Raw genomic sequence first — 20494 nt, 5'->3', positions numbered from 1 at the left:
TTACCTTCTCGACTTGGCGCGGAATGGATTGTCCATGGTGAAGGCGTCCGGCGCGATGCCGCTCTCGATCCGCTTCCAGGTCACGGGCGCTGCGATCGGAAATCCCTCCCGGGCGCGCGGGGAATAGGTGCCGATCGCCGTCGTCCCGCGGCCGTTGCGCAGAAAATCGAGGAAGATACGATCGCGACGCTTTGCCTGCGCAGACAGCAGGTAGCGGTCTGGATGGCGCGCTGCGAAAGCGGCCACCAGCTGATGCGCCACCCGATGCGCCTTATCGTGCAGCACCGGCTGATCCAGCGGCGCCATCAGATGGATTCCTTTGCCGCCGGTGAGCTTGGGCCAGGTCTCGAAGCCCTCGCGTTTCATCAGTGTGCGCAGAGCGAGCGCGGTCTCCACGACGGCCTCCCAGGTGACACCCTCGCCGGGATCAAGGTCGATCACGATGCGGTCGGCATGTTCGAAGTCCTCGGCGGTCGCATTCCACGGGTGCAGCTCGACAGCGCCGATCTCGACGAGACCAAGGAGGCCATCGAGGCTGTCGACCCACAGGCGAGTGCCTTGGCCGCCCTCGCGCTTCTGAATGTGGAGCTGGTGCACGGTGGCCGGAATGTCCTTCGGCAGCAGCCCCTTGTGATAGAAGGTCGTGCCGTGCACGTGACGCACCAGCTTGAGCGGACGATGCCCAAGGTGCGGCAGCGCCTTCTTCCAGACCCGGGTCCAATATTCTGCGAGTTGTTCTTTAGACGGAGCAACGGCTTCGGGCAGAAGCTGCAGGATGTTCTCTCGGGGGACGCCCAGCTTCGGCCGGCCCGCGACGGACGGCACCAGCCGCGGCGCCTTGACCTTGCGCACCGTAAGATCATCGCGGAAGCCCTTGAACACAGCTTCGCGGAGCAAGCCATCATCGGTCAGCGCGCCATATTGGACCTCGATTTCGAGGGTCGGCTCAACCCAGGTCGCCTTCGGCCTTTTGACCGCCATATGGAGCGGAGAAGTCTTGCGGATCAACGGATCAAGCCGCTCGCGTAATTCGCGCGCGGTCGTCTCGGTGTAGCCGGTACGCACCTTGCCGGCGTAGAGCAGCTTGCCGTTCTCGCGCCGGCCGACGTAGAGCGAGGCGACCTTGCGCGGGCGGGCCCCAAGCTTCTCCACGAAGGCGACGATCGGAAAGGTCTCGCTCTTCTTGCACTTGAGCTTGATCCAGCTCTCCTGCCGACCCGAGCGGTACGGCTGGCCCAGCCGCTTGGCGACCAGACCTTCGAGGCCCAGTTTGCACCCTTTGTCGAAGATCACGTGGCCGTCGGCCGCAAGCGCCTCGACGTAAATGAAGGTTTCCGGTGCGTCCTTCAGAAGCCGCTGCAGCAGGCGCTTGCGATCCTCATACACGACGCCACGCAAATCGTAGCCATCGAGGTACAGGAGATCAAACGCGTGGTAGCGCACACGCTCGCTGCGCTTGAAGCCGAGCTCGCGCCTCAGCTGCTGGAAGTCCGGCAATCCGCCACCGCCGTACACAACGGCCTCACCGTCGATGATCGCGCTGTTTGCTTTGAGCTGGTGGGCAGCTGCGGCGATCGAGGAGAATCGTTCCGTCCAGTCCAGGCCGGTACGTGAATAGACCTTGGCATCCCCATCTCGGAGGTGCAGCTGCGCGCGGTACCCGTCGGCCTTGATCTCGTAGACCCAGTCTTCGCCGCGCGGCGGCTTCTCGCGCAAGGTGGGATCACACGGCTCGATGTAACCAGGAACAGCAGCTTTGACAGCGCCATGGACGCGCGATACCCCCAAACGAGACTGACGCAACGCCACAGCACACATGCCGATTCAACGCGGTCGCGCTGATTCGTTCCGTCCAGCCCGCTACCGCGGGCGCGAAGTTAATTCCAGTCTAGGAGGTCACGCCGAGGCGCTCCATGAGGCAGACGACGTGACGATGGCTAGGAACGCTGCGCCCTTTCGATCGCTGCCTTTGCTTCTGCCAAGGTGCAGCCGTTCGCAGCACGGTAAAGTGAAACTGCGCGGACCTTCTCGCCAGCTTTGAGCGCATCCTCTATTGCTGTCGAACCACCCAGCGGCTCATAGCTCAGACCGCCATGTTTCAGTAGCAAATCGAGCTTTGCTTCAACTCTTTCCAGCGAGACCAGTCGCCGCTGCAGGCCTGTTATTTTCAGGCGAGAATAGAACGCCAGCGCCACGAGCATCGCGAGCACAAGGGCGGTAGATGTGGCAATCGTTTCCATGAAGCACTCAATTTAGCGTCGGGCGATTATCCCTCCGCATACGATTCCAGATAGCCGCAGACCGAGCACCGATAGGTCGTCACGGTAAGCGCCTTCCTGCCGAACATGAACGACTCGCGGTACGTGGCAGGCGGCACTCCCGCAAACCAGAGCAACTGCCCACGCCCCAGGCTGGGAATGAAGCCCTGCTCCATGGTCCTCTCGCATTTCGGGCAAGCTTTTTGCTCTGTCATTTCGGGATCGTAGACGGACCGCCGAACGTTACAAGCCCTCGCGGGAGCGCCCGTTCGGTCCGGGAGCTGGAGCAGATTCGGTCCCTGCCTCGTCTGCTGCCGGGCGGGTGGCACTCCAGCGGCGCCTTGTCCCTCCGGCGCAAAGGGCAGGAACGTCTCCAGTTTCGTGCGGTTGCCACGCGGGTGCGGAGAGCTCGACCATGCTTGAAACGGATACCTTGCTGGTAAAATGCCCGAACTGCGGGGCATGGCCTATGGCCGCAAACCTTCCCAAAAGCATCCCACGGGAGGTGGAGGTCGAGTTCAGATGCTCCCGGTGCACTCACCATGAGGTGGGACGTTTCCTACGCGCGAGGGCAGTGAAAGGGGACGAGCCTCACCGAGTGGCGTAGGCCGCAGGGACTGGATGGCTCAGCCTGAATTTCTCGCGGAACGGCGATGCTCCCCCGACTTGATGATCGGTGCGATTTTATTTCGGAGGAGAACGATCATGAAAACCATCGTCGCCACTGCCTGCCTGCTCGCAATTGCGTTGGCCTCGCCAGTGCAGGCCAAAGGATGCATCAAGGGCGCGATCGTGGGTGGTGTTGCCGGCCACATGGCGGGCCATGGGAAGCTCGGGGCGGTAGCCGGCTGCGCAATTGGACATCATGAGGCCAACAAGCAGAATGCCAATAACCCGAGCAACTCGAACGCCCAGGCGCCGTCCGGGCAGAAGTAGCTGTGCAGGGCGCTGCGGCAGCGCGCCCTGCTCGTCGCGAGCGAGCAAATCGACACAGATGCTCGGACCTGCCTTAGGCCAATCTGGACGGATTATTGCCCGTTCGATTGATCGGTATGACCGAGCGAGTTCTTTACGAAAGCAGCAATGGTGACGTGTGGGCGCTGCGCGTAGCGGCGGGCGGCCCTGAGCGCCAGCAATTGCTGAAGCTGATCGATACCCTGCTGGACGGCCGAGAGAAGGCGCTCAGGCCGACCATTTGTCTTCCTCACGGCGCGCTTCGTCGTCGTTGATTCGCTCGGCCAGGTCGGCAGCGGTTTCATGATCCTCCGTAGTGGCGATGGGCTCGCCATCTTGTTTCTTGATCTTTTGTCCTTCGGCGGTCACCGGAAAATCATCGGGTGCTAATCGCTTCTTGGAAGTGGACATGTGTCTTCCTCCTGTAGCAACGATGATAGCACGCCGCCCAACGAGCCCTCAGTTGGTTTCAGACGGTTAGACCTGACGACCGGACGAAGGGTTCCGTCATACCTTGGGAAATCGCGAAACGGCAGCGGCTCCGGTCCGAAAGCAAGGCGGGGAGAGACGTTTGCCTGCCGCCTTGAAATTCCCCCGTGAATGTCCATTTACCATCCATGCGCCATCCAATTGGATGGACAAATGGATGTACCGATGACCGACAATGTTCGCGAACTGCGACCCCGGACCCCGGATACGGAGAAGATCACAATCAACCTAGGCTATGTGGACCTCGGCCAGGTCGATCTCATGGTGCAGGAAGGGTTTTATTCGAATCGCTCCGATTTCATCCGGACCGCGATCCGCAACCAGCTCGAGCGGCACGCGGATGTGGTCAAGCAATCCACCGCCCGTAAAAGTCTCGACCTGGGGCTGCGTAATTATGCTCGCGTCGATCTCGAGAGGGCGCGGTGCGACGGCGAGATGCTGCACATCAACGTTCTCGGCTTGGCGACCATCGACCAGGACGTCACGCCCGAGCTGGCGCGCGCCACAATTGCCTCGGTCTCGGTGCTCGGAGCCCTTCATGCCAGCCCCGCGGTCAAGGCCGCTCCGCCGACCGAACGAGGTGAAACGATGCTGAATCCAGACATGGTTCGCGAAGCGACTCGCCTCACACGCGCCGGCCAACTGGTCGAAGCCACTGCACTGCTGCAGCGAATGCTGCGCGGCGACGGCGGCCCCGCAGCGACAAGGGGAACTACTGTGCCTGTCGAGCGTGCGAGGCTCGAGCCGCCGACACTCGAGCTGAAGGCCAGTGTCGTCGAGGAGACGGAGAGCGGGCCGTCCTCACAAGCCACGCCTGCCAAACGACACAATCGCCTCGCGCCCTTCGGCGGCGTTAAAGATCTTTCCGGTTTCGGCATGCCAAGTCCGGTCGGGCGCACTCCAATGTCCAAAGCGGACATTGCGCCGGGCGGCACAAGGTTCGTCTCTGCCACCTTCAGCAACGCGGCGGGAAGTCGGACCTACAAGCTGTTCATCCCCAGCCGCGCTGATGGAGGACCGCGTCCCCTCATCGTCATGCTTCACGGCTGCACCCAGTCACCGGATGATTTCGCCGCCGGCACCCGGATGAATTTTTTGGCGGACGTGCGGAATTGCTTCGTTGTCTATCCGGAGCAGCCACGCGGAGCCAACCATGCGAAATGCTGGAACTGGTTTCGCACAGGGGACCAGCGGCGGGATGGCGGTGAGCCTTCGCTGATCGCGGGCATCACCCGCCAGATCATGCGGGAGCATCCTATCGACCCCAAGCGCGTCTACGTCGCAGGCCTGTCGGCTGGCGGGGCCGCCGCGGCCATCATGGGTGCGACGTACCCCGACCTATATGCCGCCGTCGGCGTCCACTCCGGCCTGGCCTGCGGGGCTGCCAGCGACCTTCCGTCCGCATTGGCCGCTATGCGGCAGGGCAGCGCTGGACCGATCGGGACGGCTGGCGCATCGGTGCCGACCATCGTCTTCCATGGCGATCGCGATACCACGGTGCATCCGAGCAATGCTGACCGGATTCTCCGTGGCCCGAGCGAAGATGCGAGCCTGAGGACGGAAATTCTTCGCGGGCGAGTACCTGAGGGGCACGCATATACCCGCACCATCCTCACCGATGAAGGTGGCTTGGGCACGTCCGAGCACTGGAGCGTTCACGGGGCCGGCCATGCCTGGTCGGGAGGCAGTCCTGCCGGGTCCTACACCGATCCGCGCGGGCCGGACGCGACCAGGGAGATGCTGCGCTTCTTTTTCGAGCATTCGCTGGCAAGCTTCACACGGACATAGGGCGCGGGCTTGAATTCACATCGCCGGATCTCCGCTTTGCCTGAACGCGACGGAGCAGCCCGCTGGCGGGGTAGGCCTGAGGTCAGGCCTCGCCCGGTTCGGAGAAGATGGAAGCCGGCGGCGTGGTGCGCGGGATCGGCAGTGGTCGTTCAGTTGCTCCGGATTGCCCAGGGCCGCTCTTGGCGTCGTACCGCTTAGCGAGATCCAGCAGACGACGTCGGGTGAACGGATCGGCCCTTTCGGCGATGACACGGACCCGCTGCGCGAGACCCTGATAGAATTCCTGCTCCATGACGCACCCACAACATCACTGCCCCGACTTGAGTAGCCCGCGGTCGTTGAGTCAAGAAGGCACACGACACGCTCTTGCAACTTTCCGCGACCGTCTTGAGATCGGCATGGCGGCGGACGTAGACTGGCCGTCGCAGGGGAAAATCAGATGCCAGTGCCCTATCCGGTCCGGAAGGCGTGCCCGGCGTGCGGCAAGCCGATGAAGGCTGTGCCTGACGAAATCGCCAACGGGAAGCTGCGGTACGTCTGCACCAATTGCGGAGACGACCCGCTGCAGGACCCGACGGCCCGTAAGTGGGCGGACAGCCCGCTACGGCCGCCCGCGAAATAGGAGATTTCCCCGCGACTTCGGCGTTCTTGCGCCGACCGACCCCAGCCGGGATTTGCTCCCATGCGAATACTGACAGCCTCTGTTTCGTCGCCTGCCTGTTCTGCCGGCCTCCGCAGCGACGTGCTCAGAAACGATCGCGCATTCGCGGCCCGCGAGGCGCCCGTGTAGTTGAACGCCTCTCATTCGTGAGGGCAGTGCCCCCCGCCGGGCCCAACTTCTCAGAAGGCGAAAGGACGGCCGCTCACCACCGAATGTCCGATCACGACTAGCTCCGGTTGCTGAACCAGCAACGCAGCGACGCCGACCAGCAGCAGCATCGACGCGACCATGATGGCAATCCACTTCCTGTCGTCCATGAGACACCAATACCCGCTGCGACACCTCGTTCCGAGCATGGCCGCGGCCCGCGCTGCAAAAGATCACGATGATCTCAGTCCCCCGACCTCGAGCTCCCGCCCCTCGTATGCGAGAGCACCTTTACCAGTGTGCGGCCATCATCGATCTCCTTCCGGAAGCAGCGGGGCGGAGCCTAGGCCTCAAAGACTTTGCGGGTGTGAACCAGCTCTCACGTCCGCTGGATATCGACCGCGCCCGTAGCTTGCCGACTATGGCCTTCCGGAGCGCGCCCCGCTCTCGGCAGAGGTCGTCGACCTTGGCCCGCATCCTCGAGAGCAGCAGTTCGGCCGAGACGGTCGCGACGCCAGCCCGCTGCAGCATGTGGATTTCGCGCGTCTGGGCGCGGATCTGCCCACGCATGCGGGCGATCTCGTTCCGGACCCAGTGGAGTTTCATGAGGTACTGAGGTCGTCCGGAACGTCGCCGAACTTCCGGATCAGCTTGGCGTCGTTGAAGTCGCCGCTTGACGGGTCCCCGGTCCGCGAGAACGCGATGGCGCCGGCATGGCCAGGCTTGCGGGAGAGCGCCTCAGCCGCATGACCGCGGCGTTGGCGCTCGGGCATTCCGCCGCCTCGCCGGCGGCCACGCTGTCGTCGGAGAAAACGAACGGTAGAGCGACATAGTAGGTCACTTCAGACATCTGGCTCGTCCTTGCATTTGCGCGCCCTTGGAAGCCGTTCCCGGCGTGGCCGGTTGACACCTTCGAGCGGAGCTCCTGCAGCTGCATCGCTAACCATTCGCCACCAGCAAGGCTTTCCGGCTCCCGGGCGCAACCACCGCACGCCTCGATCGCCTGCTCGACGGCGGCGTCGAGGTACCCCGGCCCGGAATCGCACTGCTTGGAGGTTGCGTTCACACGATTTGTTCTCAGGAGTTAAGACCCACTATCCCGACTTCCGAAGGTCGGACGGCCTTCGGATGAATCTCGGGGACGGCGGCCGGCTTGTCGGACCGCGCGGGCCCGTACGTCTTGAATCCAAGTCCCCGTACCTGGAGCGTTGCGTAACCATGGCCACCGCGCGAACTGGAAAGGCTTCCTGCGCCTTTCGCTCGTCACCTGCCCCGTCGCGCTCTACCCGGCGACCTCGGAGAGCGAGAAGATCTCGTTCAACCAGCTCAACCCGCAGACCGGCCACCGCATCAAGTATCTCAAGGTCGACGCCGACACGGGCGAGGAGGTCCCGAACGAGGACATCGTCAAGGGGTACCAGCTCGAGAAGGACCAGTTCATCGAGGTTTCCAAGGAAGAGCTCGAAGAGATCGCGCTGGAATCTACACGCACCATCGAGATCGATGAGTTCGTCGAGAAGACCGACATCGATCCGCGATACCTCATCCGCCCCTACTACATCCGTCCCGACGGCAAGGTCGGCCACGACGCCTTCGCGGTGATCCGCGAGACCATCCGCGAGATGAACAAGGTCGCTATCGGGCGGGTGGTGCTGACCAACCGCGAACACATCATCTCGCTCGAGCCGATGGACAAGGGTCTTGTCGGCACGCTGCTGCGCTATCCCTACGAAGTGCGCAGCGAGCAGGAGTATTTCGAGGAGATCCAAGACGTGAAAGTGACCAAGGACATGCTGGATCTGGCCAGGCACATCGTGAATCAGAAGGCCGGTAGGTTCGACCCCGAAAAGTTCGAGGACCACTACGAAACAGCGCTGATCGATCTCGTCAACCAGAAGCGGGCCGGCAAGCCGATCACGCCGAAGGACAAGCCGGCCGCGACCAACGTCGTCAATCTGGTGGAGGCGCTGCGTCGGAGCGTCGGCCAAGAAGCGGCGCCGGCGAAAGTGGGCAAGGCGGCCAAGAACCCGCGGAAGGCGGGGGCCGGACAGAAGGAAATGCTGATGCCGATCGCCGGCAAAAAACCGGAGAAGGAAGCAGCGGCAAAGAAGCCCGCGACCTCCAAGCAGCGGAAATCGGCCTAACCGCAGGCTTGTTATCGAGCCCACACCGGCATTTCTCCTGCAAGGACTCGTCGCTCGGCGCGGATGGCTGAAAAGGTGAACGCTTCGCCCCTTGCTACGTTGGAGCGGGTGGCACGTTTGCTCGTGGACGGTGCCCTTCTTCGATGAGAGATGCGAGATGCACCTGAGCAACTCCCAAGATCCCGCAGAAAGATCGACATTTCTTCTGGTCGAGGATGAAGATCTCCTGCGGGAGATGCTGGAGGAGACCTTGGCGGAGGCAGGATACGGCGTACTCAGCGCCGCATCTGGCGAGGAGGCAACCAATCTTCTCAGCGGGAGGCCTTTGCCGCGTGCTCTCGTCACCGACATCAATTTGGGCCGCGCCAGGATGGATGGGTGGGAGCTCGCCCGTCTCGCGCGGGAGAACGAACCAAGTTGCGCGATCCTGTACGTGTCCGGCGATAGCGCGCATCGCTGGGCGGCGAATGGCGTTCCCCGAAGCGTCCTCCTGGCCAAACCCTTCGCGGGCGCCCAGTTGGTTGAGGCTATATCGAGACTTCTCCTGCGCTGCGGGTCAGCCCGGCAATAGAAGATGGATACGCCGATCACCGTTTGACCTAAGATACGGGTGTGAGAACAATGGGCCATGCGCAAGGGGGTGGGTCCCGGTGTCAATCGAATTCCGCAACAACGTGCAGATCCGGGGTCACGGCGAGCGGGCCATGATGTTTGCCCACGGGTTCGGGTGCGACCAGAACATGTGGCGCCTCGTGGCGCCTGCGTTCGAGCGCGATTTCAGCACGGTGCTGTTCGACCACGTGGGAGCTGGCCGTTCGGACCTCACCGCTTACGACCGTCAAAAATATTCGACGCTGTCCGGCTATGCCGACGACGTCGTCGAGATCGGGCGCTCGCTGCGCCTGAAGGACGCCGTATTCGTGGGGCATTCCGTGAGCGCGATGATCGGAGTTCTTGCCGCGACCAAGGATCCGACACTGTTCGAGAGCCTGGTGCTGGTCGGGCCTTCGGCGCGCTACATCGACGATCGCGACTACGTCGGCGGGTTCAGCGCTCAGCAGATCGAAGAGCTTCTTTCGTTTCTGGAGGAGAACCACATGGGATGGTCGGCGCAGATGGCGCCTGCCATCATGGGCAACTCCGACCGTCCCGAACTCGGCGAGGAACTGACCAACAGCTTCTGCCGTACCGACCCAGCCATCGCCAAGGAATTTGCCCGGGTCACCTTTCTCTCAGACAACCGGGCCGATTTGGCCAAGGTCAAAGCGCGCACGCTGATTCTCCAGTGCAGCGAAGACATCATCGCCGGGCAACAAGTGGGTGCGTACGTCCACCGCAACATCCCGAACAGCACAATGGTCGTGCTGAAGGCGACCGGCCATTGTCCCAACCTCAGCGCGCCCGACGAAGTCGTCGCCGCAATTCGAGATTTCGTCTGAGTGAACAACAATCATCCCGCCGACAGCGACTTCGAAGATCTCTACGAAAACGCGCCTTGCGGGTACCTCTCCGTTCGTCCGGACGGTCGCATCGATCGGGCCAATCGGACCCTTGCGGGCTGGATGGGCTACCAGCCCGATGACCTTCCCGGGATGCGGCTTAGCGAGCTGCTCAACATGGCGGGGCGCATATTCCTGGAGACCCATGTCGCGCCGCTGCTGCGCATGCAGGGCTTCTTCGACGAGTTCGCGCTCGATCTCCTGACCAAAACCGGAACGCGGCTGCCGGCAATCGCCAACGCGCGTGAGCGGCGGACCGACGCTGATGCGCTCCTGTTCACGCGCCTGACGATCATGCGGGCCACAGACCGGCGCCGTTACGAGCGCGGGCTGATCGACGCGCGCAACGAGAGCGACGAGCTCAAGACGGCTCTGGAAGAGCGTCTGCGACAGGAGCGCGAAAATGCCGAACTGCGCGAGCAGTTCATCGCCGTCCTCGGCCATGACCTGCGCAATCCACTCGCATCGATCGCGGCTGGCGCGCGGCTGATGCTCAAGGCCAAGACGCCGGAGGACGCGCTGCGGCTCGAGGCCATGATGCAGAGCAGCGTGGGGCGCATGGCCAAGATGATCGAAAGCGTTATGGATCTGGCGCGAGGTCGGCTCGGCGGAGGCATCTCGCTGTCGAAGGCCATCACCGCCATCGAGCCCGTTCTCGATCAGGTGGTCGCGGAACTGAGCGCCGCGCATCCGGAGCGCGACATCAAAACCCACTTCGAACTTGAAACCCCAGTGTTCTGCGATCCCACCCGCGTCGCGCAGTTGTTCTCCAACCTGCTCGGCAACGCGATCAGCCACGGCGCGCCGGACCAGCCGGTGCGCGTCGAAGCGAGCGCCAAGGCAGAAATGTTCGAACTCTCCGTGGCGAACGCAGGCGCTGCCATTCCGGAGGAAGCTCGCAAACGCCTGTTTCAGCCGTTCTACCGGGGAGAGGCTCACGGACCGGCGCAAGGGCTAGGGCTGGGCCTCTACATCGCTGCGGAGATTGCCAAAGCTCACGGGGGTTCGATTGACGTCGCTTCGTCCGAAGCGGAGACCAGGTTCACCTTCCGTATGCCGCTGCAAGGCGAAGGGGCACTTCGGCCCTAGTGGTCTCGCACCGCAAGAGCGGCCCCTGCGGCGGAGGTGTCATCGTAGGCTGAGCGCGGAAAGGTTCTGTTCACGACGGGATATCGTCGAGCCGTTCGGTTTCAGCGATCTAGGAAGGTGCGTGACGTCCTCGAGGGCCGCTTCGGAAACGGCGCATCGCGACACCTCAGCAGATAGTTGTAGCGCTCGACTCGAACGAGCTGCTCATCGAAAATCCTGCCGCCAGGTCGCCCGACGGCTCGCGCACGCCCGTCGATTCCTCAATGGTACTGGCCGTGGTCGACGGTGAGTACCGTCAAACGCTAACGGCGGCGACCCCGCAAGCGGGTCTGGCTCCAACCCGAGAACCCGGCACACGGCATGCTTCGCCACATCAGGCGTGAAACGCGGCTGGGAAGCTGCGGCGGATCACGTTTGCGCTCTTGCACTACCTACTGTCTAGATGACTTCTGACTCAGATAGGCCTACGAGCGGCCGCGGTTACCGTCTAAGAGCTGCCGCTCACCCCGTACGCCTAATCTTTTCTTCCGAGTTGCCCGCGAAGCTCTGCTTCGAGGTCGCGTATCATCTCTGCTGTTGGACCACTGGCGAACTCCCGCGCAAGCTGCAGGCATCGCGCCAACTTGTCCTGAGTGACTTCCTTTTCTCTTTCGTGATCCATGCTCTTATACGTCCGTTAAGGCACTACAGTTCACTCCGACTAGGCTGGTTAGGAAAAGCCGCTTGCCGGCGCTGCTTGGCATCCATAAGCAAGAGCCGCGTGGTTTGACGCGTTTGAATGGCGTCGTCGACGGGCCGCTGAGCCCGAGCGAGTAGTTCTTCTGTTTGTCGGCTAAATGGTCGCGACACGAGGCTCTCCCGGCTCAAAAGGCGGGAGCGCGTTGGCGTCTCTCAGTCACCGACGCCCTGGAATCGTGGACAGTGATGGCAAGGTAACGGACCACGCACGACATGGGGCCTATTTGATTGCGGACATTGGCTAGATCAGCTCAGGACTAGAGTTGCACAGTCCAGCGTGGTCACGAACCTCAATGTAGGCAAATCCAGTGCACCAGCCGTGGGTTAGGACCCCTTGGTGGATGTCGCCGGTACGGCGTTAGGCGAAAACCCTCAGGATAGATGGACTAGCGATTGTCGGAACTTCCGAACTTCACCTAAGTTAAGCAATCAGAGGTTTTTTCAATGAGACATACAGTTTTAGTCGTTGATGATGACACCGCCGTGCTCGACGTGATCGCGTGCATGCTCGAAGACATTGGCTGCCAGGTCGTATGCGCAAACAGCGGCGATGAAGCCCTGGAAAAATTGACGCGTCAGCAGAACATTTCGATCTTGATCACCGACATCAACATGCCCGGCATGGACGGCCATGAACTGGCTGAACGCGCCATGCGCATTCGGCCCTCACTCAAAGTTCTCCAGCTATCGGGCCGCGAGCGAAGGCGTGATGGCTTCCCGATGCTCAGGAAGCCGTTCTCGGAAGAAGACCTCGCGCGCGTGATGGAACAGACTACGGGCGTTTGTTAGGGCAGCAGAGTCGCTAAACAGCGTTCAAGCTCTTTCCAGAGGAAATGACTTTTGAAGGCCCGGATGACCCGCGAATCCTTCGGGCACCCCGTCCGCGCCATACCCGCTTGCGAAGGCAAACGGTATGCCCCTGCTTCGCAGGGCTTCTGCGATGGGTTCAGAACGATCTCTTCCAACTGTACGTCGAGAATGGCGGCGTCAACGCATGGGGCAGAAGCGAGCAGAAGCCCACTCTGCAGATCGTTAGCCTCGCCAGCAACGCTATGGCCCAACTCCGCCAGCATGTGCGCAATCATCATGCGAATGAGCGGTCCATCTTCGACCAGAAGTACAGATGCCATATGCGCTGCCCCAGGGCACTTTACCCAATTACATGGACCTTTAACATTGCTCCGACCTCCATGACTGCTCACCACAATTGTCGCATCTATAAATCCGAAAGAAAGCGGCCTGTTGGCGGCTCAAGAATGGATGTCACGAAGCTGGGCTTTTGACCGCAGCGATGGCATTCCTCTGCGGAGGCGCCTTGAGCTTCTTGCACGATACCCCTAGGCCGGAAGGCGATTACCATCGGCAACCCCGCGTCATTATTGAGCGTTCTCATGGAGGCTGCGGATGCTGCTTTAGATGCCCGCAGCAGTTCCGCGTTTTGGAACGTAAGTTCCTGTCGCGCGTTAAGCGAGTGGGGAATGCGCGTTGCACCCTCCAAAGGATGCTCACGCATGACTCAAAGTCGCCGCCGGATAACTCAAGCGAAGTCATTTCACGTGCGGCTGCTTGAAGAGGTAGCCAAGTGCCGGGAAGCGGCCAATCAGTTGCCGCCGGGTACCCAGCGAGAGAGTCTGATTAGGCGAAGCCGGCAAGCCGAGGCGGCAGCCCAGATGGACGATTGGCTGGCTGCGCCAAAACAATTGGCCGCGGCACCGCTGCGTCAGCTCACCAGACCGAACGAAAAAGCACGCCTTTCGTGAAACTATTAACTGAATATCTTGAACGAGCACACCAGCTCGAGCAGTTGGCTTTGGACGAGGCGATACCAGCTTCAAAGACCAGTTGTTGACCCAGGCACAAGCCTACCGAAAGCTCGCGGCCAAGCGGGCAGCGGAATATGGGCTACCACCGCCGAGCCCGGCCGATCCGAGCGCCTCCATATGACGAATGCAGTATCCAATCCCGACGCTCTGTCGTTCGCGTGCACCTAGCGGCAGGTATTCTCATCCACTCAGGAGGCTCACTTGGCAAAGGAAAAGTCGATAGTCGATAGGATTTCGGACACGGTTACAGAAATCGTGGACACCGCTTCGGCAGCAGCCGCGGCAGCGCTCAAGCCGGATCCCGAAGCGGTGGCGGCAACTACAAACGAACAGGTCTACATTCCGGAAGCGATCGACGCTGCGGCCACGCCAGCTCCGCTGTTCGCTCGGAAGAAGCGCGGGCCTGCCCCTATGAGAGCCAACAAGAGAGTGGCAGCGGCAAGGGCGAAGAAGACAGCGTCCCGTTCTCAACGCGCTGCCAAGCAACCGCAGAAGGCCGCCCAAAAAAAATCAGCTAAACGCGCGCCATCAAAAACTGCAAAGAAGGTTGCACAAAAAAGGACTGCGAAGGGCAAGAAATCGAAGCGCTAGTTGTGCTGTCAGTTGATCCAGCGCCACCAGGTGCGTCATTCGCCGGTGCTGCACTACTTTTGTTTTCTTAATTATTACCAGTTCGGGACAGTTCCAGAGCTTTCCGGAAATCGAAATTTTACGGCCCTCGACTACTTTCGTGGCGAAGGAGCCTCTTTCATGAAGCCGTCAGAGATATACAAAGAGAACGCCGATAACTGCGCCATGCTCGCAGAAGGAGAACCCTCGAAGGACAGCCCGGCCTACAAGCGGTACCGGCGCATGGAACAGGCGTGGCGCTCATTGGCAGAAGAGCAGGAATGGCTGGACGGCGAAGTGCCACCGCTTGGGACGGATCACGCCGACGTATCGACAAGGCCGCCTGGTTAGGACGTCTCTTTTCAGAGACTTGCGGCGATAGCTCATGCCGCCACTGAGAGACTCCAGCTTCCGCTGCCAGTCGACGGTGCAGCCCCCCGCCGTCCGGCGCAGACAGGCAGTGCTCAGTGAACCTCGTCTTCGACCGAAATAGTCCTCACGTCTTCGACATTCATGCTCCGAAAACGACAGATCGGCCGGCGGCGTCAACCCCTGAAACACCCGGTTGCGTGATGTGGACGGCCTGGATACCGTGGTCAGCGCGCTTTTGAAGATGCGATGGAGACGCGGGAGGCCACCCGTCGCCTGCTGGAAACGGAGCGGAGCCGCTAAGCGCAGTTTGGACCGCACGTCTCATGGGCGGGAACTCTGACATAGGTTCCTGTTTGTACATTGCAGATGCGAGGTCGCGCCATGGACCTTGCCGCCATCCGGGCTCGGATGGACAACCCCGATTGGCGATCGCGGAGCCAGCTCAGCGCTTGCTGAGAGCCTTGTGGCCTCGGTCGAGCGGGCTGTTGTCGGGCCTCTTTTGAAATGTCGACTGGCCTTTTTCGGCCAGTACCCGGTCCCGCAAGGTTTGCGCGCCTGGGCATTCCGAGCCGACCAGGCCTGCGGCATCGCCTTTAAGGAGCCGCTGGCTTGCCATGCCATGCGGTGAGCGGCTTGCCCGAGCGAGGTTCCGTAGCTGAGAAGCCCGCCGACGCCGGCTTGCTCCAGCGCAAGCAGGGCCGGTAAATTCTGCGACAGGGCATCGTCGGCGGCGACGAAGGGCAAGGCGACGTAGCAGGTGACCTCGGCCATCTCAGTCGTACCAATCCTTCCGATCGCGCGGGACGTCGAGCCGGCGGCGCGAGTAGCCGGCGGAAACCGAGGCCCGTAGCTCAGCGACCTGTGCCTCCAGGAACGGTATTGCCGGCATCGTCGAGCAGGCTGTTGTGGGGCAGTTTGATCCGGGAGAAGCTACGGACGCTCCCCAAGATATCGAGCTCGGCTTCGATCCGCATGGTCGGATACGGATGCAGGAAGTTGAACCTGCTTTGATGGTGAATGCCGTAAAAGAGGTCCATGCACGCCGACATGGCCGTGGATTTGCCGGCCTCGTTGGGTCCGTAAACGATGTGCAGGTCAGGGACGCCGGCGGTGCGCTCTCCGAAATTGATGGCCGTGTCCGTGAACTTGCCGTAGCGACGAAGTCCGAGCTTCCGAATGCGCATCAACGTGCCTCCTGCGTGCTACCGGCGGCAAGTCGCGCCAGCACCTCTTCGGATCCTTCGCTGGCCAGTCGGCCGATCAGCAGGTCGAGGCCGGTGTCGTCCGGAGCAAGGCTGCGTCGACATTCCGGTGGCAGCTGCGAGAGGAGGTCGTTGACGATACCGTCCGCTTCTGTCCGGAAGGCTTCGGACCCGACGATTTCGTCGCTCATCGTCTTTCGCAATGCTTCGACCGGATCTGCGCTTTCCGAATCGACGACGGGCCGTCGGCAGTCGATATCGATCTTTTCGATCCACACGTTGCCTATCGTCGCCGCACGAGTTTCGGCTTCCGTTCGCAGGAGATCGGTATCACGCCGGATGTTCCAGGCCATCGGGGTAGCTCCCGAAACGGCGAGTCGCGCGACCACATGATCAGATGCCGATCTGTCGGCGGCTTCGCCGAGGGCCTTGTCGACCCGGGCGGCCAAGTCCGGCCACGATGCCACCGCGGAGGCGTCGACGGCGATGCGTTCGAATTGCGCTAGGCTGACGATGCGCTCCTCCGTCGTGATGGAGGCGTCGTCCAGCACGCTAGTAAGCGTCACGGATTTGGGACCGTGTTCGCCGACGTCGCGCCCTTGCGGGATGCCGGGCATCACGACGGTACAGAGGCCTTCTGGTTGTGGAACGCTTGTGGATGTGCCCCAGCGCCCAGTAGCGGAAGCCCGAGGCGAGGAGTTCTGAGCTGCTGCATGGCGCGTATACGTCGTGAGGGGGCGAACCGTCCAGACTGGTATGCATCAGGCCGATGTTGATGGCGCCGGCGACTGGCGGCCGGTACTTGGCGAGAAGGTTTTCAGGAGCGTGCGGCTTCGCGAAGCTGAGGCCGTGAATCACGATCGGCCTTTCTCCCCGCTCCCGCGGGATCTCCACGGCGTCCGCACGGCCGCCGAACAAATGGACGTTTTCGGGAAGGACGAGCTCCTTGGTTATCTTGGAGAGGGCGTCATGGTTGCCCCGGATGATGAAGGTCTTTACGCCTGCGGTTTCCAGGCGGCGCAGTTGCTCGGCGAGAAAGCGCGCCGTCTTCATCGACGTCTGCTCGCCGTCATAGAGGTCTCCGGCGACCAAAAGCGCGTTTACCTGCTCGTCGAGGCACAGATCGACGATACGCGCGAACACGTGTCGGCTGGCGTTACCGACCAGCTCGGCGAGTCTCGGGTCCCGCAAAGCGAGCGAACGCAGCGGCGAGTCCAGGTGGATGTCTGCGGCATGGACAAAACGGAAAGCCGTCATCTTCGAACTCACTCTTCGGTCGAATCAGCAAGTGTACCGCGTGCGGCAAGCGATCATTCGATTGTTGGAAATAGCCGGCGGCCGCCGTCGTCGTTATCCCCAGCGCTTTCGTGGGTCCTTGAATGCAGGTGGATAGGTTGCCGCTCGTGACGAGTTCATTCGAACACCGGCCAGCAACCGTCTTCTTCGTGATTCCTCGTCCGCTGCGTGCAGGTGCTGTCGAGCAGGCGACGGCCGGCATCCTTCCAGATCGCGTCCGAACCGTAGAGCCGAGCGGCATCCGCCTTCTGAATTTCGACGATCCCGGCGCAGCGGCGGCAAACCACCCTGAGAACGTGTTGGGGAATTCGGCTTAGGGACAGCCCCCGTCTGGAGGCACCTGAGCCTGGGCCGTCACCACCGGCGCGAGAGTCGTCTAGGAGGGCCTGCCAATATTCTGGCGGCAAATCCTCTTCTGGAGCCAAGCCGGGCGGGCGAGGGGGCTTTTTGCCGGCGGCAGCGGCCATCTTTTCCATCTGCTTGGGTGTCGGCATGCGCCAGCTCGCGGGGCGGTCATTCATGCATTACTAGAACATATCATGAACGCGAGAGTCCAGACCGGAGCCGAAAAAAACTGCCGCTGGGATGTCGGAACCATGGTCGAACGATTGCCTTGGATCCCGACCCGCGGCCGCGAAGGAGCCGGCGGCGAAAAAAGCTCGGCCAGGCTGCAGCGCAAGTCGGCGTAGGACTCACCTACGATGACGATCGAGACAGGTGACAAGCGCGGACGTGCTCCTTTCATCGGGCGGAACTGTTTCAACCCGGTTTCCTACGGAGGCTGGCGCCACGTGCCGTTTACCTCATCGGGCTACGATATTCCGCGTGATGGGCAACGAATACGATCCTCAGGGTCAGGCAGAAGCGGCGATGAAGGAGGCCGTGCGCTCGGATGGCGTGGAGCGGCAGCGTTGGATCGAGGTCGCGCAGGCGTGGCTCAAGCTCGCCCGCCTTCGCCACGGCATCGCCTTCGCGCAGCCCAGCTAATCGCAAGCCGGCGGCCATTCGGGACAGGCGTCGCCGATAGTCCAGGACGTCCTCCACCGCCGCGACGGCTTCCTCCGCCGAGATCCCGACCGGCGCATGGTGGCGAGCATGGGCGATCGCGCGGTCGCGAGCGTGCGGATCGGTGCGATCCTGCATCCAGCCGTGCTCCTCGCACTCGCGGATGGCATAGGCCTCGTGCAATACAGAGATTGCCCATCCGCGCAGCGTCCGGATCGCCGGCCGTCTCTCCTTGGTCATCAGCATCGGGACCGCGCCTATCGGGATCGAATCGTGACCACCTCTTTTTCGTTCCCCGCTGCTAACACAAGGCTGGGATTCGGAATGTGTGGCGTAGCTTCTCCACGTGTTCCACTGCCGCTGCAAAGCGGAGCGGCAGCACGGAGAACTTCTGCCCGACGCGCGAAGTGACCTATGTTCGAGTTACCGATGCGCGCGAGGCGGTCAAGGCGCTGATTGTTGCCAATGAATTCCTAGAGCGACGCCTGGAAGAGCTTGCTTCGCCCGGTTACGCGCGCGGACGGGTGCTGCCGCGTGATCGGAAGGATTGGTATGATTAGGCTCGCTCTGCTTCGTGAAGAACCTTTTCCTTCTGCTATTCAAAAATGATTAATTCATGCTCAGCTCCATCACGGTCGGCCACATCAAATCGTTCTATGATCCGCAGACACTTACTCTTTCCGAAGCGAATGGAGCTAAGGGAAGCGGCTACAACGTTATTGTCGGAGCGAATAACAGCGGGAAGTCAAACTTCATTTCGCTTGTTGCGCAGTTGCTGGCCCCCGAGCAAAGTCTAACAATTGGTCGAGAAGGTCGCCACGCATCTGAAAAACCTGTGATCAAAGTAGGCTGGTCGCATACGAACGGCGAAATAGCTGACGTTAGCATTGATCCTAACGCGGACGGCGCAATCTTCAAGAAGGTTGGCAGCTATCAAGGCTTACATCAAAGCTTGAGGTTCGTTCCGTCTCGCAGACCTTTCGCGCCCGATTATCAAATCGGTGGAATCATGCCTTCCGATTATGAACATGGAGACCTGATTAGCCGTCGAGGAAATTTGGGCTACTTCGACACTCAGTTGGCGTCCGCTATCGCAAGACACTTCAACGACCCATCGGATAAGGCGCTATTCCTGGCTGAGCTTCAAGAGATTGATCCATCGTCCGCCAATTTCATGACTGACAATGTTGGAGGACGAAATGTGATGCTGTATGAGGGTCCGTCAAGACGACCTCACGTGCTTTCCGATACCGGCGACGGTATCACGAACCTACTGAGAATCGTCTTCGCGTTAGCGACAAGTCGGCAAGGCGACTGCCTCATCATCGATGAGCCGGAACTGTCTCTGCACCCGCAGATTCAGAGAAACTTGTACCAGCATCTGCTTTCTTACAGCGAAGATCGTCAAATAATCGTCGTTACGCACTCGCCGCACTTCGTCGGCTGGAAAGAGATTTCCACATCATCGCGGTTGTGCCGTGTTTACGTGAACCAAGGCGGCCACTCGACTGTAGCTTCTCCGAGCGCGAGTTCCTTCAATGCCGTGAGGGCGCATGCCAACATCACAAGTAGAAAATTTTATGATGCAGTTTGCAAAGAGTTGTTCTTTGCCGATAAAGCACTCTTGGTCGAGGGGGCTGACGACGTGCATTACCTCGAAAATTATTTGGACGAGGTTGGTGCAAAGCCGCTTCCATTTATGGGGTATGGATGCGGTGGCGCAAGCGCTATTGTTCCTTGGATGCGTCTATGCGTTGAAATGGGGATCAAGTGTGCTGCTCTGTTCGACGGAGATAAAAGCGAAGATTACATAAAGGCTCTGGCCGAGTTTGCCGATCAAGGAGATATCGCGCGCTCATACATCCTGTTCAAAGATGACATCAGGGATAAGCACAGACGTAGCGATACCGGAGTAGAGACCAACGAGGTGCTGAAGGAGGGGGTATTTAATCGGCGAGGAAAAATTCATCCTCAGAATTCGGAGGCGCTGAAGGCTCTGATCGAGACCATTCGGTTGTATCTAAATTAAAGCGTCCCAACAGCCATGTGGTTGCTGACGCTAAATCGATACCGAACGCCTTTATCACGACATTAATCGGCGTATGTGGTTCGCCAGCGCCCCAATCCCGAATTCCATTGGGATGAAACGAAAGGTTCGCATTGTCAACGCCGCGCCATTCGGCAACAGCGCGATAACCATTTCCAGATCGTCGAGTGCCGCGAAGCCCAAGGGCGGGCACCCATCTGTCAAGGTTCAATAGTGCGGTGTCGTTAAGCTCGCGCCACAACGTATCGCCTTCTCCGGCTTGATAAGCTTTAGGCGGACTGTACCCGAAAGGCGCTAGTGTTTGTTCAAGCCGTTGTGCCACGTCATCGGGTAGTCGAGTGCGCAGATCGTTCTGAAGCACTCTCCACAAAAG

Annotated in this window: 22 protein-coding genes and 4 pseudogenes; 13 read left to right on the top strand and 13 right to left on the bottom strand. The window is 60.9% G+C overall.

What is annotated here, in order from left to right:
- Positions 1-1818 carry a DNA ligase D gene (gene ligD, locus IVB41_RS12420; RefSeq protein WP_247431422.1) on the bottom strand — a complete coding sequence of 606 codons (1818 nt, stop codon included), beginning with the start codon at positions 1816-1818 and terminating at the stop codon, positions 1-3.
- A gap of 119 nt (positions 1819-1937) precedes the next feature.
- The gene (locus IVB41_RS12415; protein ID WP_247431419.1) at positions 1938-2240 is read right to left on the bottom strand and encodes a hypothetical protein; all 303 of its coding nucleotides are present in this window, start codon (positions 2238-2240) and stop codon (positions 1938-1940) included.
- A gap of 723 nt (positions 2241-2963) precedes the next feature.
- Here IVB41_RS12415 and IVB41_RS12410 point away from each other — a divergent pair.
- A complete protein-coding gene (locus tag IVB41_RS12410; protein ID WP_247368085.1) occupies positions 2964-3194 on the top strand; it encodes a hypothetical protein in 231 nt (76 codons plus the stop codon).
- Between the two features lie 246 nt (positions 3195-3440).
- On the opposite strand, the gene IVB41_RS12405 is transcribed toward IVB41_RS12410, so the two are convergent.
- Positions 3441-3623 (bottom strand): hypothetical protein, encoded by a 183-nt coding sequence (locus IVB41_RS12405; protein WP_027568297.1) that lies wholly within the window; start codon positions 3621-3623, stop codon positions 3441-3443.
- Between the two features lie 189 nt (positions 3624-3812).
- On the opposite strand from IVB41_RS12405, the pseudogene IVB41_RS35605 reads away from it, so the two are divergent.
- Together IVB41_RS35605 and IVB41_RS12395 are read left to right on the top strand one after the other, a co-directional pair.
- Positions 3813-4247, top strand: a pseudogene (locus IVB41_RS35605) (CopG family transcriptional regulator); the annotation flags it as partial.
- A gap of 42 nt (positions 4248-4289) precedes the next feature.
- Positions 4290-5489: a PHB depolymerase family esterase gene (locus IVB41_RS12395; protein ID WP_247432843.1), complete on the top strand. Its 1200-nt coding sequence runs from the start codon at positions 4290-4292 to the stop codon at positions 5487-5489.
- An 82-nt stretch (positions 5490-5571) separates the two neighbouring features.
- Here the strand turns inward: IVB41_RS12395 and IVB41_RS12390 are convergent, their stop codons facing one another.
- The 4 genes and pseudogenes from IVB41_RS12390 to IVB41_RS12375 form a co-directional block, all read right to left on the bottom strand.
- Complete coding sequence (locus IVB41_RS12390) at positions 5572-5781, bottom strand: hypothetical protein (RefSeq protein WP_081747905.1); 210 nt, start codon at positions 5779-5781, stop codon at positions 5572-5574.
- 548 nt (positions 5782-6329) lie between these two features.
- Complete coding sequence (locus tag IVB41_RS12385; RefSeq protein WP_247431415.1) at positions 6330-6467, bottom strand: hypothetical protein; 138 nt, start codon at positions 6465-6467, stop codon at positions 6330-6332.
- A gap of 121 nt (positions 6468-6588) precedes the next feature.
- Positions 6589-6867: a hypothetical protein gene (locus tag IVB41_RS12380; RefSeq protein WP_247431412.1), complete on the bottom strand. Its 279-nt coding sequence runs from the start codon at positions 6865-6867 to the stop codon at positions 6589-6591.
- Between the two features lie 32 nt (positions 6868-6899).
- A pseudogene (locus IVB41_RS12375) lies at positions 6900-7147 on the bottom strand (hypothetical protein).
- A 358-nt stretch (positions 7148-7505) separates the two neighbouring features.
- On the opposite strand from IVB41_RS12375, the gene IVB41_RS12370 reads away from it, so the two are divergent.
- The 5 genes from IVB41_RS12370 to IVB41_RS12350 all read left to right on the top strand — a co-directional run bounded on the left by IVB41_RS12370 (position 7506) and on the right by IVB41_RS12350 (position 12556).
- Complete coding sequence (locus IVB41_RS12370; RefSeq protein WP_247431409.1) at positions 7506-8441, top strand: Ku protein; 936 nt, start codon at positions 7506-7508, stop codon at positions 8439-8441.
- Positions 8442-8598: 157 nt separating this feature from the next.
- Complete coding sequence (locus IVB41_RS12365) at positions 8599-9012, top strand: response regulator (RefSeq protein ID WP_247431405.1); 414 nt, start codon at positions 8599-8601, stop codon at positions 9010-9012.
- Positions 9013-9145: 133 nt separating this feature from the next.
- Positions 9146-9880, top strand: a complete 735-nt coding sequence (locus IVB41_RS12360; RefSeq protein WP_249802633.1) for an alpha/beta fold hydrolase — start codon at positions 9146-9148, stop codon at positions 9878-9880.
- Positions 9881-11029: a PAS domain-containing sensor histidine kinase gene (locus IVB41_RS12355; protein ID WP_247431399.1), complete on the top strand. Its 1149-nt coding sequence runs from the start codon at positions 9881-9883 to the stop codon at positions 11027-11029.
- 1182 nt (positions 11030-12211) lie between these two features.
- Entirely contained in the window at positions 12212-12556 is a 345-nt protein-coding gene (locus IVB41_RS12350; protein ID WP_249802597.1) for a response regulator, read from the top strand.
- On the opposite strand, the gene IVB41_RS12345 is transcribed toward IVB41_RS12350, so the two are convergent.
- On the bottom strand, positions 12553-12897 hold the full coding sequence (locus tag IVB41_RS12345; protein ID WP_346770826.1) for a response regulator: 345 nt from the start codon (positions 12895-12897) through the stop codon (positions 12553-12555). The genes IVB41_RS12350 and IVB41_RS12345 overlap by 4 nt on opposite strands.
- 894 nt (positions 12898-13791) lie before the next feature.
- Between IVB41_RS12345 and IVB41_RS12340 the strand changes: the two genes are divergently transcribed.
- Both IVB41_RS12340 and IVB41_RS35785 read left to right on the top strand, forming a co-directional pair.
- Positions 13792-14181, top strand: coding sequence for a hypothetical protein (locus IVB41_RS12340; RefSeq protein ID WP_247431391.1), 390 nt, complete (start codon positions 13792-13794; stop codon positions 14179-14181).
- Positions 14182-14193: 12 nt separating this feature from the next.
- A complete protein-coding gene (locus tag IVB41_RS35785; protein ID WP_346770825.1) occupies positions 14194-14550 on the top strand; it encodes a hypothetical protein in 357 nt (118 codons plus the stop codon).
- A gap of 342 nt (positions 14551-14892) precedes the next feature.
- Here IVB41_RS35785 and IVB41_RS12330 read toward each other — a convergent pair whose 3' ends face one another.
- The 4 genes and pseudogenes from IVB41_RS12330 to IVB41_RS12315 form a co-directional block, all read right to left on the bottom strand.
- The gene (locus IVB41_RS12330) at positions 14893-15342 is read right to left on the bottom strand and encodes a hypothetical protein (RefSeq protein WP_247431388.1); all 450 of its coding nucleotides are present in this window, start codon (positions 15340-15342) and stop codon (positions 14893-14895) included.
- Positions 15343-15422: 80 nt separating this feature from the next.
- Positions 15423-15755: an AAA family ATPase gene (locus tag IVB41_RS12325; protein WP_247431385.1), complete on the bottom strand. Its 333-nt coding sequence runs from the start codon at positions 15753-15755 to the stop codon at positions 15423-15425.
- A pseudogene (locus tag IVB41_RS12320) lies at positions 15755-17030 on the bottom strand (exonuclease SbcCD subunit D). Before IVB41_RS12320 ends, IVB41_RS12325 begins: the two are co-directional and overlap by 1 nt.
- A 155-nt stretch (positions 17031-17185) precedes the next feature.
- Entirely contained in the window at positions 17186-17590 is a 405-nt protein-coding gene (locus IVB41_RS12315; protein WP_247431383.1) for a hypothetical protein, read from the bottom strand.
- A 304-nt stretch (positions 17591-17894) separates the two neighbouring features.
- Here IVB41_RS12315 and IVB41_RS12310 point away from each other — a divergent pair, with 304 nt between their 5' ends.
- Positions 17895-18056, top strand: a complete 162-nt coding sequence (locus IVB41_RS12310) for a hypothetical protein (RefSeq protein ID WP_247431380.1) — start codon at positions 17895-17897, stop codon at positions 18054-18056.
- Here IVB41_RS12310 and IVB41_RS12305 read toward each other — a convergent pair.
- Positions 18053-18320, bottom strand: a pseudogene (locus IVB41_RS12305) (hypothetical protein). The gene IVB41_RS12310 and the pseudogene IVB41_RS12305 sit on opposite strands and share 4 nt — an antisense overlap.
- An 80-nt stretch (positions 18321-18400) precedes the next feature.
- Here IVB41_RS12305 and IVB41_RS12300 point away from each other — a divergent pair.
- Together IVB41_RS12300 and IVB41_RS12295 are read left to right on the top strand one after the other, a co-directional pair.
- A complete protein-coding gene (locus IVB41_RS12300) occupies positions 18401-18634 on the top strand; it encodes a hypothetical protein (RefSeq protein ID WP_247431377.1) in 234 nt (77 codons plus the stop codon).
- A gap of 56 nt (positions 18635-18690) precedes the next feature.
- Positions 18691-20103 carry an ATP-dependent endonuclease gene (locus IVB41_RS12295; RefSeq protein ID WP_247431374.1) on the top strand — a complete coding sequence of 471 codons (1413 nt, stop codon included), beginning with the start codon at positions 18691-18693 and terminating at the stop codon, positions 20101-20103.
- The last annotated feature ends 391 nt before the right edge of the window (positions 20104-20494 follow it).

Origin of the sequence: Bradyrhizobium sp. 44, assembly GCF_023073095.1 — a bacterium.
GTDB lineage: Bacteria > Pseudomonadota > Alphaproteobacteria > Rhizobiales > Xanthobacteraceae > Bradyrhizobium.
Note: the sequence above shows the minus strand (reverse complement) of the source record. Positions and strands in the feature narration are given on the sequence as shown.

What these genes read in the sequence shown, in the direction of transcription:
- ligD (WP_247431422.1), bottom strand. Translation starts at nt 1,818, where the DNA reads ATGTGTGCTGTGGCGTTGCGTCAGTCTCGTTTGGGGGTATCGCGCGTC.
- IVB41_RS12415 (WP_247431419.1), bottom strand. Translation starts at nt 2,240, where the DNA reads ATGGAAACGATTGCCACATCTACCGCCCTTGTGCTCGCGATGCTCGTG.
- IVB41_RS12410 (WP_247368085.1), top strand. Translation starts at nt 2,964, where the DNA reads ATGAAAACCATCGTCGCCACTGCCTGCCTGCTCGCAATTGCGTTGGCC.
- IVB41_RS12405 (WP_027568297.1), bottom strand. Translation starts at nt 3,623, where the DNA reads ATGTCCACTTCCAAGAAGCGATTAGCACCCGATGATTTTCCGGTGACC.
- IVB41_RS12395 (WP_247432843.1), top strand. Translation starts at nt 4,290, where the DNA reads ATGCTGAATCCAGACATGGTTCGCGAAGCGACTCGCCTCACACGCGCC.
- IVB41_RS12390 (WP_081747905.1), bottom strand. Translation starts at nt 5,781, where the DNA reads ATGGAGCAGGAATTCTATCAGGGTCTCGCGCAGCGGGTCCGTGTCATC.
- IVB41_RS12385 (WP_247431415.1), bottom strand. Translation starts at nt 6,467, where the DNA reads ATGGACGACAGGAAGTGGATTGCCATCATGGTCGCGTCGATGCTGCTG.
- IVB41_RS12380 (WP_247431412.1), bottom strand. Translation starts at nt 6,867, where the DNA reads ATGCGTGGGCAGATCCGCGCCCAGACGCGCGAAATCCACATGCTGCAG.
- IVB41_RS12365 (WP_247431405.1), top strand. Translation starts at nt 8,599, where the DNA reads ATGCACCTGAGCAACTCCCAAGATCCCGCAGAAAGATCGACATTTCTT.
- IVB41_RS12360 (WP_249802633.1), top strand. Translation starts at nt 9,146, where the DNA reads ATGATGTTTGCCCACGGGTTCGGGTGCGACCAGAACATGTGGCGCCTC.
- IVB41_RS12350 (WP_249802597.1), top strand. Translation starts at nt 12,212, where the DNA reads ATGAGACATACAGTTTTAGTCGTTGATGATGACACCGCCGTGCTCGAC.
- IVB41_RS12345 (WP_346770826.1), bottom strand. Translation starts at nt 12,897, where the DNA reads ATGGCATCTGTACTTCTGGTCGAAGATGGACCGCTCATTCGCATGATG.
- IVB41_RS12330 (WP_247431388.1), bottom strand. Translation starts at nt 15,342, where the DNA reads ATGGCCGAGGTCACCTGCTACGTCGCCTTGCCCTTCGTCGCCGCCGAC.
- IVB41_RS12325 (WP_247431385.1), bottom strand. Translation starts at nt 15,755, where the DNA reads ATGCGCATTCGGAAGCTCGGACTTCGTCGCTACGGCAAGTTCACGGAC.
- IVB41_RS12315 (WP_247431383.1), bottom strand. Translation starts at nt 17,590, where the DNA reads ATGAATGACCGCCCCGCGAGCTGGCGCATGCCGACACCCAAGCAGATG.
- IVB41_RS12295 (WP_247431374.1), top strand. Translation starts at nt 18,691, where the DNA reads ATGCTCAGCTCCATCACGGTCGGCCACATCAAATCGTTCTATGATCCG.